General features: G+C 39.2%; 14 protein-coding genes, 1 tRNA gene and 1 riboswitch. Of the genes, 5 read left to right on the top strand and 10 right to left on the bottom strand.

All coding sequences use genetic code 11. The features are described 5' to 3' along the window. Positions 1–153 precede the first annotated feature (153 nt). On the top strand, positions 154–876 hold the full coding sequence (locus tag GJS40_RS10630) for a CPBP family intramembrane glutamic endopeptidase (protein WP_270897835.1): 723 nt from the start codon (positions 154–156) through the stop codon (positions 874–876). Continuing rightward, positions 873–1,052 (top strand): YdiK family protein, encoded by a 180-nt coding sequence (locus GJS40_RS10635; RefSeq protein WP_270897836.1) that lies wholly within the window; start codon positions 873–875, stop codon positions 1,050–1,052. The genes GJS40_RS10630 and GJS40_RS10635 overlap by 4 nt, the downstream gene beginning before the upstream one ends. Positions 1,053–1,119: 67 nt before the next feature. Here GJS40_RS10635 and tatC read toward each other — a convergent pair whose 3' ends face one another. The 3 genes from tatC to GJS40_RS10650 are packed head-to-tail and all read right to left on the bottom strand — an operon-like array spanning position 1,120 to position 2,782. Continuing rightward, complete coding sequence (tatC, locus tag GJS40_RS10640) at positions 1,120–1,908, bottom strand: twin-arginine translocase subunit TatC (RefSeq protein WP_270897837.1); 789 nt, start codon at positions 1,906–1,908, stop codon at positions 1,120–1,122. Positions 1,909–1,928: 20 nt separating this feature from the next. Continuing rightward, positions 1,929–2,117 (bottom strand): twin-arginine translocase TatA/TatE family subunit, encoded by a 189-nt coding sequence (locus GJS40_RS10645; RefSeq protein ID WP_377902009.1) that lies wholly within the window; start codon positions 2,115–2,117, stop codon positions 1,929–1,931. Continuing rightward, positions 2,114–2,782 (bottom strand): redox-sensing transcriptional repressor Rex, encoded by a 669-nt coding sequence (locus tag GJS40_RS10650; protein WP_270897838.1) that lies wholly within the window; start codon positions 2,780–2,782, stop codon positions 2,114–2,116. The genes GJS40_RS10645 and GJS40_RS10650 overlap by 4 nt, the downstream gene beginning before the upstream one ends. Positions 2,783–3,110: 328 nt before the next feature. Here GJS40_RS10650 and GJS40_RS10655 point away from each other — a divergent pair, with 328 nt between their 5' ends. Continuing rightward, complete coding sequence (locus tag GJS40_RS10655; RefSeq protein ID WP_270897839.1) at positions 3,111–5,048, top strand: ABC-F family ATP-binding cassette domain-containing protein; 1,938 nt, start codon at positions 3,111–3,113, stop codon at positions 5,046–5,048. A 133-nt stretch (positions 5,049–5,181) separates the two neighbouring features. Continuing rightward, positions 5,182–5,925: a tropomyosin gene (locus tag GJS40_RS10660; protein WP_270897840.1), complete on the top strand. Its 744-nt coding sequence runs from the start codon at positions 5,182–5,184 to the stop codon at positions 5,923–5,925. 103 nt (positions 5,926–6,028) lie between these two features. Here GJS40_RS10660 and GJS40_RS10665 read toward each other — a convergent pair whose 3' ends face one another. The 7 genes from GJS40_RS10665 to GJS40_RS10695 form a co-directional block, all read right to left on the bottom strand. After that, positions 6,029–8,110, bottom strand: a complete 2,082-nt coding sequence (locus tag GJS40_RS10665; RefSeq protein ID WP_270897841.1) for a hypothetical protein — start codon at positions 8,108–8,110, stop codon at positions 6,029–6,031. 254 nt (positions 8,111–8,364) lie between these two features. After that, positions 8,365–9,384 (bottom strand): tRNA (adenosine(37)-N6)-threonylcarbamoyltransferase complex transferase subunit TsaD, encoded by a 1,020-nt coding sequence (tsaD, locus tag GJS40_RS10670; RefSeq protein ID WP_270897842.1) that lies wholly within the window; start codon positions 9,382–9,384, stop codon positions 8,365–8,367. Continuing rightward, positions 9,332–9,832, bottom strand: coding sequence for a ribosomal protein S18-alanine N-acetyltransferase (gene rimI / locus GJS40_RS10675; protein ID WP_270897843.1), 501 nt, complete (start codon positions 9,830–9,832; stop codon positions 9,332–9,334). Before rimI ends, tsaD begins: the two co-directional genes overlap by 53 nt. Further along, on the bottom strand, positions 9,825–10,541 hold the full coding sequence (gene tsaB / locus GJS40_RS10680; RefSeq protein WP_270897844.1) for a tRNA (adenosine(37)-N6)-threonylcarbamoyltransferase complex dimerization subunit type 1 TsaB: 717 nt from the start codon (positions 10,539–10,541) through the stop codon (positions 9,825–9,827). The genes rimI and tsaB overlap by 8 nt, the downstream gene beginning before the upstream one ends. Next, positions 10,522–10,998, bottom strand: a complete 477-nt coding sequence (tsaE, locus tag GJS40_RS10685) for a tRNA (adenosine(37)-N6)-threonylcarbamoyltransferase complex ATPase subunit type 1 TsaE (protein ID WP_270897845.1) — start codon at positions 10,996–10,998, stop codon at positions 10,522–10,524. The genes tsaB and tsaE overlap by 20 nt, the downstream gene beginning before the upstream one ends. 14 nt (positions 10,999–11,012) lie before the next feature. Next, positions 11,013–11,996, bottom strand: coding sequence for a thiamine-phosphate kinase (thiL, locus tag GJS40_RS10690; RefSeq protein WP_270897846.1), 984 nt, complete (start codon positions 11,994–11,996; stop codon positions 11,013–11,015). Positions 11,997–12,104: 108 nt separating this feature from the next. Next, a tRNA-Met gene (locus GJS40_RS10695) sits at positions 12,105–12,181 on the bottom strand. 350 nt (positions 12,182–12,531) lie between these two features. Then, positions 12,532–12,646: riboswitch (TPP riboswitch) on the top strand. 142 nt (positions 12,647–12,788) lie between these two features. Between GJS40_RS10695 and thiC the strand changes: the two genes are divergently transcribed. Beyond that, complete coding sequence (gene thiC / locus GJS40_RS10700; protein WP_270897847.1) at positions 12,789–14,498, top strand: phosphomethylpyrimidine synthase ThiC; 1,710 nt, start codon at positions 12,789–12,791, stop codon at positions 14,496–14,498. Positions 14,499–14,744 lie beyond the last annotated feature (246 nt).

The following is a 14,744-nucleotide window of genomic DNA, read 5'->3' on the forward strand; positions in this document are numbered from 1 at the left end:
GAAAATGAACTTGAATCAATAGAAAAAAATGTGTCACTTTCTGTTCTTTTGAAGAAAAATTGGACTTGTCACTTTTTGTATTATTCCTTCCTAACAGTGAAAATAGTGTTATGTTACAATACGGTCATATGGATTTGATAGGAGTGGACGATAGTGAACAAACGTTATTGGGCAATTTTGATCGTATATATTTTCATGCATTTATCAAGTCTTGTAGGCATCCCTATCCTTGTGGGTCAAGGAGTCAATCTCTATGAAAGCTTTATTTATTGGAGCATGGGAAGCTTTGTCGTTGCATTACTAATTATCTTGTTTCTCCTGATTCCGGAACGAACAGAACGTCGCCTTCATCCCCGCTTACGAAAAACAACTGTTTCTCACGCGATGAAATGGGCAATAATCGGTGTTTTTCTCGCATTTGTCGCTCAATTCTTTGCCATTTTCATTGAAACAGAACTTTTAGGAATTGAACCTGGGTCAGAAAACACCCAAGAAATTATTCGTATGATTGAAGTTCTCCCTATTTTTGCGATCATCGTGGCAATGGTAGGACCGGTACTGGAAGAAATTGTGTTTCGAAAGATTATCTTTGGCGCACTTTATAAAAAATTTAACTTTTTTCTTTCTGCACTGCTCAGCGCTGTCATCTTTGCCGTCGTTCATTTTGATTTTACACATATTCTCATTTATACGGCAGTTGGGTTTGTGTTTTCGTTGTTGTATGTAAAAACAGGGCGGATCATTGTCCCAATTATCGCTCATGTGGCGATGAATGGATATGCTGTTCTTGTCCAAGTACTACTTGTTGATTATTTAGAAGATATTCAAAAAGAACTAGAACAGTTGCAATTCATTCTAGGAGGATTATTGCTATGAAAATGTCATCCAAAACGATTGCTTTTATTTATTTCGGTTTAGCTTTGTTGTTTATTTTTTTAGCAATTCAAAATGTAAACGTCAACGGGTGGGACATTTGGACCTTTCTTTTTGCTGGGATAGCAGCAATCGATTTAATGGTAGGGGTACGCTTTTACCGCATGCAACCAAAGTGATTAGTAACGCTCTCTTTCTAAAAAGTAAAAGAGTAGAAAAGGTTCGTCATCATTCCTTTTCTACTCTTTATTGTTTATTCGACATGCGTTCGTGATCTTCCTTCCCCCATCTTTCTTGCATCTCTCGTTCTACCTTTAATACTTTTTTGTAAGATATTTTCGAAATCCATATACTTATTTCATACAACAAGAAAAGAGGAACGGTCACCATGAGATGAGAAACCAAGTCCGGAGGTGTAATAAATCCGGCAATCACTAACAAGCCAAAATACGAATACTTCCGAATGCTGCTCAAAAACATCGGAGTAACAAGCCCCAGTCTCGTTAAAAACATAACGACAACAGGCAATTGAAACAAAAATCCAAACGGAATCGTGATACGAAGTAAAAAGGAAAAGTATTCATTTACTCCGTATTGTTCGGTGACATTCAGTCGTTCAGACAATTCACTTAAAAAATGAATGACATTCGGAAATAAAATAAAGTAAGCAAAGGCCAGTCCTAAAAAAAATAAAATCGTTGCTATCGGAATATAAGATAACGTCGCTTTTCTTTCTTTTTCTACTAAGCCCGGAGAGACAAATGCCCACAATTGATAGAGAAATATCGGAAACACAAGGACAACGCCAATAAAAAAAGAAAAGTTCATGTATAACTTAAAAGAATCGGTAAGCCTAAAAACGTTCATCGGAAAGTCTCGGGCTTCCGGTATATTTTGTAAGTAAGTGATTAGTGGAGGAGAAAGAAAAAGACCAATCACCATCGCGACGAGAAAAAAAGCGCCGACAATGAATATTCTTTTTCTTAACTCCTCAAGATGATCATAAAACGTCATGTCTTTGCCATTTTGAGCCATAAAGCTATCCGTCCTGTTCTTTACTTCTCAGCACCTGTTTTCTCTGATTTCTTCGTCTCGTCATCGTCATCAGCCAGACCTCTTGTGGCGGATTTAAACTCTCTTAACGTGTTTCCTGCTGCTCGTCCTAATTCCGGTAACTTTTTCGGCCCGAAAATTAACAATGCTACTAATACGATTAAAATAATGCTTCCTGCCCCTAAGTTCATGATGAAACACCTCCATTATTTTTGCCATCTAAAGGATAATTTTTTAAGAAGTAGATTAAGGTTTGTAATTCCACCGTTAAATCTATATGATGCACTCGCACCGTTTCCGGTACTGTCAATCGCATCGGCGTAAAGTTAAGAATTCCTTTCACTCCTGCTGCAACTAACTTCTCAGCGGTTTCTTGCGCAGCAACGAGCGGAACAGTTAAAATAGCAACCGAGGCTTGTTTTTCTTTTTTCATTTTCGCCATTTTTTCGATATGATACACTTCTACTCCACTTATTTCTTTTCCAATAATCTTTTCGTTCACATCAAATGCGGCAACAATTTGGGTCGATTCACTTTTAGAAAAGTTATATTTCAGTAAAGCGGTACCTAAATTTCCGACACCGACAAGCCAAACTTTCGTCACCTCTTCTTGATGCAATGCTTTATGGAAAAAAGATAACAAATAGTGAACATTATACCCATATCCTTTTTTCCCAAGTGCCCCGAAATAAGAAAAATCCCGTCGAATGGTTGCCGAATCTACTTTGACTGCCTCGCTTAATTCCGTGGAAGAAACCCGCTGTTTTCCAGAAGCATGTAAATGTTCCAAAAAGCGAAAATACAATGGTAAACGTTTTGCTGTCGCCTGAGGTATTTTTTGTTGATCTATGTTCATCTAGAGCCTCCAACACTACTACATGATAAAATGAAAGGGAATGTAAATTAAGTTGTTATAATGAAGAGCGTTGGACCTTCCCTATACTTCCTTTCCATTGTACAACATAATCCCTTGTTTTGTAATAGGTAGTTATATTCCAACCCGCAATTTCACGAATTCGCCACAATCACCAAAAAATGAACTTTCTTTCAATTATAAGCATACAACGGAAAAAGCATAGAAATCCCTTTGATGAAATTTACTTGCTACATCGCCCCTTTTTTAAAAATAAGATACACTAGAGAAAGAACCGGATAGTTTTGAATAGGTAAAAGGATGATGAAACATGTTTATTTTACAATGCGTCAATATTACAAAATCCTTTGGTGTAGACACTATTTTACAAGATGTAAAATTAGAAATAAAAGAAAAAGAGCGGGTTGCTCTTGTTGGTCGGAATGGCGCAGGAAAATCCACCTTGTTAAAAATCATTGCGGGTGAGTTGTCTGCGGATTCGGGAGAAGTGATTACTCCGAAAGAAATCAAACTAGGTTATCTCGATCAACACGCTGGATTATACTCTGAACGCTCCATTTGGGAAGAGATGCTCACTGTGTTTGATGAAGTCATTCAAATGGAAGCGGAACTTCAAGCATTGGAGGAAAAAATGGCCTCATTTGCCGTTAGAAACGATCCAGCAACGTATCAAAAAGTGCTCTCGGAGTATGATCAACTGCAAGCATCCTATCAAGCAAAGGGCGGCTACCAATACGAAACGAATATTCGCATTGTTTTATCTGGATTACAATTCGATGAGTTTGATTACGACACACCTGTTTCGACATTAAGTGGCGGACAAAAAACTCGTCTATCGCTTGGGAAAATGCTATTGACTCAACCTGATTTACTCATACTCGATGAACCAACCAACCACTTAGACATCCCTACATTAAATTGGTTGGAAAATTATTTAATAAACTATGACGGCGCTCTTTTACTCGTATCTCATGACCGCTACTTCCTCGATAAAATCGTAACGAAAGTATATGAAATCTCCAGAACGAAAGCGACCGTCTATTACGGGAATTATAGCGACTATTTAGTAGAAAAAGCCCAACGTTACGAGCAGCAGCAAAAAGCTTTTTTGAAACAACAAAAAGAAATTGCTTCCATAGAGGACTTTATTTCCCGGAATATTGCTCGAGCTTCGACATCAAAACGAGCACAGAGTAGACGAAAACAGTTAGAAAAAATGACGCGTATGGAACAACCCATCATCGATGAAAAGTCGACAAAATTTTCCTTTGTTATTGAAAGAGAAAGCGGCCAAGACGTACTTACCGCTAAAAATGTGTCAGTAGGTTACGAGAATATTCCTGTGCTTGAAAACATTGATTTACAAATTAAAAAACAAGAAAGAATCGCCCTGATTGGACCGAATGGGATTGGGAAATCTACTTTATTAAAAGTCTTCGCGGGAATCCTTTCCCCTTCTCACGGAGAAATTAAAAGAGGTAGTAAAGTGACGATTGGATACTACGACCAAGAACAGAGAGAACTACACTCTAACAAAGACGTCCTTCACGAATTATGGGATGAATATCCCCTTACTCCGGAAAAAGAAATCCGTACGACACTCGGTAACTTTTTATTTAGTGGAGAAGACGTTTTAAAACAAGTATCCGACTTAAGCGGCGGAGAAAAGGCACGGCTTGCTCTTGCAAAACTGATGATGAAAAAAGCAAACTTCCTTATTTTTGATGAACCGACAAACCATCTTGATCTTGATAGTAAAGAAGTGTTAGAAGCAGCGCTCCTTGATTATCCAGGAACATTGTTGTTCGTCTCTCATGACCGATATTTTTTAAATCGCATCGCTACGAAAATTGTCGAATTATCAAGAGATGGTTTAAAGATATATCTAGGAGACTACGATTACTATCTCCAGAAGAAAGAAGAAGAGATGGAAAGAGAAAAGCTTGCCACAACCACTCAACCATCGTCCTCTCATGATGAAACGATCTCTTCCGATAAGCATGCGTATTTAGAGGAAAAAGCTTTAAAAAGAGAAGCTAGAAAAAGACAAAGAGAGATTGAAAAGATTGAAGGAGAGATTGAAACACTGGAAAAGGAAATAGAAACATTGGAGCAAGAAATGTTCTTACCGGAAGTATATGAGGACTATGAAAAGGCGAAAACTTACGAAGAAACATTAAGCAAACTTCATGATACTTTAGAGCAAAAAATGAAAAAATGGGAAGAACTTCAACTAGAAGAAGCATAGTGTTTTCACCCACCCACTCATTCTATATTCCTCCATCTTTATTACTAAAAATGTCTAAAATCTAATGACAGCCAAAGGGGATTTTCGTATAATGAAGAAGCACGTATGAAAAAGAAAGGAGGGAACTGAATACATGGCAGAGAATGAATTAATACAGTTTTTAACGAACCAATTTCATCAAATGAATCAAAAATTCGAAAACATGGATAAGAAGTTCGATCAAATTGATGACAGATTCAATCAAATCGATAACAAATTCCAACAAATGGATAACAGATTCAATCAAATCGATGACAAATTCCAACAAATTGATGACAGGTTCAATCAAATCGATAACAAATTCCAACAAGTTGATGACAGGTTCAATCAAATCGATAACAAATTCCAACAAGTTGATGACAGGTTCAATCAAATCGATAACCAATTCCAACAAGTTGATGACAGGTTCAATCAAATCGATAACCAATTCCAACAAGTTGATGACAGGTTCAATCAAATCGATAACCAATTCCAACAAGTTGATGACAGGTTCAATCAAATCGATGACAAATTCCAACAAATGGATAACAGATTCAATCAAATCGATGACAAATTCAAACAAATTGATTCTCAGCTTGAGCAAATGAATGAAAGGTTCCATCAGATTGACCAAAGATTTGAACAAGTGGACGAGCAGTTCAAACAAGCGGAGAAGCAATTTCAAGAAGTCTTTCACCGATTCGATCGCATGGAATCAGCGCAGGAAAAAGACATATCGAGTGTGTTACGTGTCATTGATAAAAAGATGGATCACATTACCTTCGATATTGATTACCTCCGTAACCGCTCCAGCGTCCACGATATGGAGATTGAACGTCTGAAAAATCAATTAGGCTAAAACCTCTAAGCCGCAAACGAGATTTGTCCTCATTTCTAGAAAGAAAAAACATCCCCATCTCGTATTAGAAAAGCGGCTTTTTTATGAAGCCGCTTTTTTCACTTCATTTTTCCTCCAGTTTCGCTTGGAGTGTCCACACATATCGTGCACAGAGCAAATAAAACATTGCAGTGGCAGCAGCTACTACTCCCGAATCATTCAATAGGAGTAAAAAAACAGAGCCTGCTGATCCGGCTTTTACAATCGTTTGTTTTACTTTTGATAATTGATGGTGATTGTCAATTAAAATGTAGAGGACAATTAGCACGTAACTTGTTAACAATAAATTGGTCCAACGAGAATGCTTCATAATTTTTACATTCATTTCCATTTTTCTTTGTAAAATAGAGATTACTTCTTGCCAATTTCCTTCTAAAATGAGTTGAAAAAAACGTCCAATATGAGTCGTTATTCCGAATTGTTGCATAAACCAAAGCAGCCCAATGATGACGAGTCCTCCTAATGGCAGTAGCATGAATAATAGATAGCTATTGGACGAATCTTGTTTATAAATAAGCCAAACCCACACGAGATACATACAGCCTGCAGCAACCGTGACTCCTGCATTTGTTCCAAATATCGGAGCACCAAGAAGTATGAGAAATGCAATCTTAAACCCTATCCCCATTGGTGAGATTTGTTTCTCACGTACAAAAGGTTCCAAAAAAATAATCGATCCTGCAACAAAAAATCCTCCTAACTCATTACCAATTCCGCTATAACGCGCTCCAATTAAAGGATCAAATCCTAAGTAAGACTGTTTCATAAGTGGAGAACCGAGGACAATGTCGATGCTTAAAATGAGCAAAAGAAAAAAAGACATTCCCCATACAGCCAAATCACGAGCAAAATAGTTGAAAATCATCCCAATCATCAAGGAGAATACAAAAACATTCATCACATACAAAGGAATGGAAGTAAGTTCTCTCCCAAAAAAGAGCGGCACAATGACGAAGACAACCGGAGAAGCCATCCCTGCCAACACCGCATGTTTTAACCAGCGGGACGATTTTTTTCGTTTTGTGTATTGAAGATGAACAAAGCTTCCTACAAGGAGAATGACGAGCATCCCAATATAAGTAGATAAAATGACCGCCCGACTGTGGAAAATGTGAGACATTCCATCTAATGCTCGTTCCATCGTTTCTTCTCTAGGATCCATCTCCCCACGTTGTAATGGAGCTCCTTGCCACGATGGATGGGGAGAGAGATGATACGTGCTTGAAATCGTTGGAGCAATTTCTATGTTGCTTCCTAAAAAAGGCTGTTGCACCGTGTGAGAATAAAAACTTGCCGGGGGCAAAGAACGATCCACTGTCCAATTGGCAAACGGAATCATTTTCTCCTGACCGGAAGGAGAACCAACCCCCAGTAAAAATAAAGATATATTTTCTTTTTGTAGTTGACGTAGAAATGATGCTAATTTTGCCACCATCTCTTCTTCAACAGAACTAGTCACCTTTTCTTCATACGCTCGGTAAAAATCTCCCCATTCAACAACGAGCCACGTAGCTGGATAAGTGGCTTGTACTTGTCGTAACCATTGGAACGCTTTTTCTCCATTCATTTCGTATCCACCAGGAGCTTCCTCTCTTTTATCCACAGAAACGAAAGGATTACCATATGTTTCTCCAGAACCATTCATTGTGAAAAAGGGAGCAAATACATTTTGTTTTTCAAAAACATGACTATGTCCGGTGAAACTTGTGTGCACGCTAGCTTGTTGTAAGCTCTCTCCTAGACTCCCTAACACTGCCCGGTGAGTAGAATGCTCATTTTCTTTTTTTACTTCATAAAATGAAGGAAGCGTAAATTTATGTTCCATGTGAGCATGTCCACTTTTATACCAGTGTAACGAATCTTCTTCCGATTTCGCCTTGCGACCACTTGTAATCGTCAACACTTCATTGATTAATGTTGTTTGCGCAGCTGTTCCACGATTTAGCGCAATCACATGTGCACCTTCCCAAAGTGCCCCTTCGTCTTTCTCCATTAGTTGATAAAATTGTTCCATTGTGAGGCGGGGAACAAGCACCATCACACCATGAGAGTCTTTTGCTATAGGAGTTGTTTGCGACTTTCCTTCATTCCCTAAAAAACAAATAAGAAGTAACAGTGTGCCCGTGATGAATAAGAACTTTGGCATTGTTATCCCTTTCAAGAAAGAAATTTGTCCACATTATCCACATATTTACACACATATAATTGGCTTTTTATCAAGAAAAAACAAACTTATACACATATAAAGCAAGTTATCCACAATATTTTTGTTAACAAGTGTATCTCTTTTCTTATCTGCTTTTCGATAGTTTTCCACATTTTCCACAAAAAAATCATACACAGAGACAAATAGTAACAAAAAACGACAGAAGTTTTAACTCCAAATAAAAAACTTGGACCTTAACCAAGATCCAAGTCTGCATAAGCATTCAACGCCATGGTAGCGAACTCTTTCTTTTTCCATAAAATATGAGCAGCCGCTCCAATCATCGCAGCATTGTCCGTACATAAAGAAAGCGGAGGAATCACTAAGTCCATATTTTCATTTTTAAATTGGTCTTCCATCGCTTTTCGCAAGCCCTGATTGGCAGCCACTCCTCCAACGACGACAACTTGTTGTACGTTATACTCTACCGCCGCTCGCTTTGTTTTTTCCACCAACACTTGCACCACGCTGCGTTGAAAACTTGCTGCCACGTCTTCTGGTAATAAATTTTCTCCCCGTTGGTTCGCATTGTGAAGTGTATTCATCACCGCCGATTTTAAACCACTAAAACTAAAATCATAAGAACCTTCTTCTAACCAGGCGATTGGAAAATCTATATTTGTTTGTCCTTTCTGCGCAAGCCGATCAATTTGAGGGCCACCAGGATACGGAAGACCAAGGGCACGAGCGACTTTGTCATATGCTTCTCCTGCTGCATCATCCCGAGTTTCTCCGATTACTTCATAAACACCTTCTTCTCGTAACAATACAAGCTCCGTATGCCCACCAGAAACAACCAAAGCAAGGGCGGGATATTTCCATTCTTGTTGAAAACGAGCTGCTTCAATATGCCCTGCAATGTGATGCACCCCAATAAGCGGTAAATCATGAGAAAAGGCAATCGCTTTGGCAGCATTGACGCCAACAAGCAAAGCACCAACAAGACCGGGGCCTTTTGTAACAGCAACTGCGTCCATCTGACCTAAGGTTACTTCACCTTTTTCCAACGCTTCATCCACGACTATGGTAATATTTTCCGTGTGCTGTCTAGAAGCAACTTCTGGAACGACGCCACCAAATCGTCGGTGACTTTCAATTTGAGAAGCAACCACATTTGATATAATAGTGTTTCCCCCTCGTACAACGGCAGCAGCTGTCTCATCACAACTCGTTTCGATAGCTAAAATTGTTTCTATATTTTCTTTTATACTCATCTAGTTTCACCCACATTACTAACGCATCTTCCAAATTATCCGTATAATATTTTTTTCGAATGCCACCTTCTTGAAAACCGAGCTTTTTATACAACGACTGAGCAACCACATTACTCATTCGTACTTCTAAAGAAAGGGATTCTGCTTTCGCAAACAGGGCCATTTCAAGAGCACTTCTAAGAAGCGTTTCTCCAATCTGTCGCCCGCGATATTCGGAATGAACAGCAATATTGGTAATACTTGCTTGATCGGCAATCACCCATACTCCGCAATAGCCAACGATTTCCTCTTCCCACTCCGCTACAATGTAATGAGCAAAAGGGTTTTCTGTTAATTCTCGAACGAATGCGCTTCTCGTCCATGGAATTGAAAAAGCATCGTGCTCAACTTTTAAGACGTCTTCAATATCCTCTAATTCCATCAAGCGAATGTGAAGCGCATCATTCATGTGGCTTCCCTTCTTTTTGTACACGTAACCAATTTTTCTCCGCTTCAGGAAGTTGAGCATAGGAAGGAACAAGTGCATGAACGTTTCCCGATGGATGCCTTTTTTTATCATTCAATAACGTAAATAAACTACTCGGTTTAGGAATATGCAAGGACATTGGAGGAAAGACAGCAAGGTCACCAAGCTCTTTTTGAATCTTTTCTTGATGCGTTGATAATTGAGAACTTAAAAATAAAACCGGGGTATGTTTTACTTTTAACATTTCTAACCATTCATCCAATGGGATGATTCGATCCTCGTAAACTGCATTCATTTGATTTTGTTCAAATTGATATAAGCCGGTATATACTTGTCCCCTTCTAGCATCAAAAAAAGGACTAATGTATCCTTGAAAGAAAGAACCGTTCATTGCTAACTGGGCCAAACTGGATATCCCGTAAACGGGAATACCTAACGCCCAAGCCATCGATTTGGCAGTGGTGACACCGATTCTTACTCCAGTATATGATCCAGGTCCTTTCGCTACGACGATCGCATTTAATTGATAAGGCTTGATTGCTAGTTCCATCAAAAGTTGCTCAATTGCAGGCATCAGACGTAAGGAATGATTTTTTTTAAAATGCGTGACATATTCCCCGAGCAATACATCTTCTTCCGCCGCCGCTACCCCCATTACGTGGGTAGACGTATCAATTGCTAATATTTTCATCTTCCTCTAACTCCTCACATAACTTCTTCCATCTTGTCCCATGGGCGTGCAAGTAAAAATGACGTTCTTCGGTCGGATGACGTTCGATATAAATTTCTAACCGCTCTTTCGGCAAAAATTCGGTTATTTTTTCTGCCCATTCTATGACGCAAACACCTTTACCTTCAAAATATTCTTCTAATCCTAACTCATCTGCTTCTTCACTCTCAATTCGGTACACATCCATATGATACAGCGGAAGTCTTCCATCATATTCCTTTATAATTGTAAATGTGGGACTGTTCACGGTTTTTGTTACATGTAGCGCCGCCGCAATTCCCTTTGTAAAATGTGTTTTTCCTGCCCCAAGTCCCCCGTCCAATGTAATGATATCTCCACTTTGTAATTTCTCGCCGATTTTTTTCGCAAAACGAAGGGTTTCTTCCGGAGAAGTCACGATAAAATGAAAAGTTGCCATGGGACACCTTCTTTCTATTTAAAATGATTATACCCGTCTTTAGGAAGTATCGTTGTCTCCTCTTTCTCCGATACCTTTACTGTCACCTCTCCTTCTTCCACTAAACCAATGTGGTAAAGCGGTAAACCTGCTTCCTTCATGAGCGTTCGGTAGCGCTCCCATGCATAAGGAGGAATCGTTCCAACTAGCACAAAGTCTTCTCCACCAAAAAAGATCCACTCCCATCGTTTTTCTTCAGGAAACATATTTAATTCTTTTGCGACGGGAACTTTATCTTTATGAATATGAATGGAGACATTGCTCGCTTCCGCAATTTCCCACAACTCGCTCGCAAGACCATCACTGACATCGTTTAACGCTATTCTATCATGGAGTTGCAACGCAATGCGACCAGCGTTCACATGGGGCTTCGGTTTTTGATGCGCGTCCACAATGATCCGTTCTTTGTCATCAACTGTATGCCTTCCCCGAGAAAGAAGTACATGCAAGCCTGCAGCAGAAAGCCCAGTAGGACCTGTTAAGAAGACATAATCTCCTGGACGTGCATACGTACGAAGTAATGCTCGTTCTTTTTCTACTTTACCTCCGACAGTGACCGAAATAACAAGATCATTGGGCGAAGACACAGTATCTCCACCAATCATATCCAAATGCCACTCTTCTCCAGCCTCTTTCATCCCTTGATAAATAAGATCCAATTCCTTATCATTCCAATGGCTTGGAATGGCAATGGAAACGAGATAAAACAAAGGAATGCCGCCCATCGCTGCAATATCACTAATATTGACAACAAGTGCCTTGTATCCAATTTGAGAAGGAGACATTGTTTCTCTTTTAAAATGAACGTGCTCCACAAGTGTGTCCACACAATACAGTTGGTCGTATGAAGAGGGAGGAGCATATACCGCTGCATCGTCTCCAATTCCTTGAACGAGTTCTGCATGAAATTGAGAAGCAGGTATGTGTTTTTGGATCCAATCAAATTCATCTTGTGGCATCGCATTCATTCCCTAATATTTCGATTCTTTTCTATCTATTTTAACGTATCCAATAAAAAAAAGCCTCAATCAAGAAGGCTTTACATATCTCAGGTATCCAATTAATTTTGGTTGCGGGGAGAGGATTTGAACCTCTGACCTCCGGGTTATGAGCCCGACGAGCTACCAGACTGCTCCACCCCGCGATGTGTCATCATTTTTTCCACGTTTATGAATATAACATATTTACGTTTAAAATACAACCCTTCCATTGAAAATTCTTTATCTATTCTTCATAAAAAGGGAATATAATCGCTTTGAAAGAGAAGGGATAGCTATCTATTCACAACTATCCCTGTTTTGTTTCTTTTTTACATTCTTGATACCAAATGCTATACCGTTCTTTCACGTAGTCCTCGTCTACGTATCCAATGAACATACCCGGGAGTAACTTTCGGTTGGATTTCGGAATAAAAGCAGCTAAATACAGAATAACTTGTATAAAAATTATACAAACTTTTCCCTAGATATGTTACAATTCATTTATACAAGTTCATACTATTACTAGGGGTGCCTATGAGCATAGGCTGAGAGAGAAACGCGCAATTGTTTCTCAACCCTCGGGACCTGATCTGGATCATGCCAGCGTAGGGAAGTAATATAACATACGAAAAGAAGAATGATGATGCATTTTTAGAAGCGGGGTCCCTACACAAGACTCTGCTTTTTATTTTTCCACCATACTTTTCTTCCCTTTTGCACTGATTACAGACATGTCCTTCTAAACTAAATCTTGTCAAGGGAGGATTTTTTATGAGTAAATCACAAATCGAACAACGAGACATTACACTTCACACTACTTTTCCAAACAGTAAAAAAGTATATATTCAAGGTTCTCGCAAAGACATTCAAGTACCAATGCGCGAAATCACTCAATCCCCTACGATTCAAGGAGACAAAGAAATCCCGAATCCACCCATTCGGGTCTATGATACAAGTGGTCCATATACTGATCCTAATTACAACATTGACTTGACTAATGGATTACCAAAGCATAGAGAAAAATGGATAGAAGAAAGAAATGATACAGAAATTGTGAAAGTGACAAACAACCGAATGATTCGTCGTGCAAAAAAAGGGAAAAATATCACCCAAATGCATTACGCACGTAACGGAATCATCACTCCTGAAATGGAATTTGTCGCCATTCGAGAACATGTTTCGCCAGAGTTTGTACGTGAAGAAATCGCTAAAGGAAGAGCCATTATTCCAAATAATGTCAATCATCCTGAAAGTGAACCGATGATTATTGGAAAAAATTTTCACGTGAAAGTAAATGCAAATATAGGAAACTCAGCAGTTCGTTCTTCCATTGAAGAAGAAGTGGAGAAAATGACGTGGGCAACGCGTTGGGGAGCAGATACAATCATGGATTTGTCTACCGGCAATCATATTCATGAAACAAGAGAATGGATTATTCGCAACTCTCCTGTTCCAGTAGGTACCGTTCCTATCTATCAAGCACTGGAAAAAGTGAATGGAAAACCAGAAAAACTAACATGGGACATTTTTAAAGACACATTGATTGAACAAGCAGAACAAGGGGTTAGTTACTTCACAATCCATGCTGGTGTCCTTCTTCGCTACATCCCTTTAACGACAGAGCGTGTCACCGGGATTGTTTCGAGGGGGGGTTCTATTATGGCCTCTTGGTGTTTAGCCCACCATGAAGAAAATTTTCTTTACACCCATTTCGACGATATTTGCGATATCTTGAAAACATATGACATAAGCATTTCTCTCGGTGACGGATTGCGCCCAGGTTCCATCGCGGATGCAAATGACCAAGCACAATTCGCAGAACTCGAAACATTAGGTGAATTGACAAAAATTGCATGGGAGAAAGACGTACAAGTAATGATTGAAGGACCGGGTCACATCCCCCTTCATCTCGTAAAAGAGAACGTCGAAAAAGCACATGAATATTGTAGTGAAGCTCCTTTCTACACACTTGGGCCGTTAACAACCGATATCGCTCCCGGTTATGACCATATTACCTCGGCAATTGGTGCAGCCAATATTGGATGGCACGGAACAGCGATGCTCTGTTACGTCACCCCGAAAGAGCATCTCGGTCTTCCCAATCGAGAGGACGTAAGAGAAGGAGTGATCACATACAAAATCGCAGCCCATGCAGCGGATTTAGCAAAAGGTCACCCGGAGGCACAAAAAAGAGATGATGCGTTGTCTAAAGCACGGTTTGAATTTCGTTGGCAGGACCAATTTAACTTATCTTTAGATCCTGAACGTGCATTAGCATTTCACGATGAAACATTACCTGCGGAAGGCGCGAAAACAGCTCATTTTTGTTCAATGTGTGGTCCTAAGTTTTGCAGTATGAAAATCACTCATGACATTCGGAACTACACAGAAGAAAAAGGAGTTGACCTAGAGACTGCGATTAAAGAAGGAATGCACCAAAAAGCACGAGAATTTCGGGAACGAGGAAAAAAAATATATTAATCTATATTACTCAGCTTTCGCAGTCCAAAATCTTGTTTAAATGCTTGATGTAAATGGTTTTGGGAAGTACAAAATTATCATTTGACATTTTTTAAAACATAAAGAAAGACACCTATTCTTTTGGTAAAATATTGGTGACGAAACCAAATCCAAAAGAAAGGTGTCACCACTATGATAACGAATAAAGACTACTTTGCGCAATTACCAAAAGAAATTAAACAAGGATTTTCCGAATTAAATATTGGA

This window comes from Aliibacillus thermotolerans, assembly GCF_027853235.1.
Lineage (GTDB): Bacteria > Bacillota > Bacilli > Bacillales > Marinococcaceae > Aliibacillus > Aliibacillus thermotolerans.

Coding starts and splice junctions, on each gene's coding strand:
- tsaE (WP_270897845.1), bottom strand. CDS start 10,998: ATGGCAACTTTTCATTTTATCGTGACTTCTCCGGAAGAAACCCTTCGT.
- thiL (WP_270897846.1), bottom strand. CDS start 11,996: ATGCCACAAGATGAATTTGATTGGATCCAAAAACACATACCTGCTTCT.
- GJS40_RS10655 (WP_270897839.1), top strand. CDS start 3,111: ATGTTTATTTTACAATGCGTCAATATTACAAAATCCTTTGGTGTAGAC.
- GJS40_RS10660 (WP_270897840.1), top strand. CDS start 5,182: ATGGCAGAGAATGAATTAATACAGTTTTTAACGAACCAATTTCATCAA.
- tsaB (WP_270897844.1), bottom strand. CDS start 10,541: ATGAAAATATTAGCAATTGATACGTCTACCCACGTAATGGGGGTAGCG.
- tsaD (WP_270897842.1), bottom strand. CDS start 9,384: ATGAGTATAAAAGAAAATATAGAAACAATTTTAGCTATCGAAACGAGT.
- GJS40_RS10635 (WP_270897836.1), top strand. CDS start 873: ATGAAAATGTCATCCAAAACGATTGCTTTTATTTATTTCGGTTTAGCT.
- tatC (WP_270897837.1), bottom strand. CDS start 1,908: ATGGCTCAAAATGGCAAAGACATGACGTTTTATGATCATCTTGAGGAG.
- GJS40_RS10665 (WP_270897841.1), bottom strand. CDS start 8,110: ATGCCAAAGTTCTTATTCATCACGGGCACACTGTTACTTCTTATTTGT.
- GJS40_RS10650 (WP_270897838.1), bottom strand. CDS start 2,782: ATGAACATAGATCAACAAAAAATACCTCAGGCGACAGCAAAACGTTTA.
- GJS40_RS10645 (WP_377902009.1), bottom strand. CDS start 2,117: ATGAACTTAGGGGCAGGAAGCATTATTTTAATCGTATTAGTAGCATTG.
- thiC (WP_270897847.1), top strand. CDS start 12,789: ATGAGTAAATCACAAATCGAACAACGAGACATTACACTTCACACTACT.
- rimI (WP_270897843.1), bottom strand. CDS start 9,832: ATGAATGATGCGCTTCACATTCGCTTGATGGAATTAGAGGATATTGAA.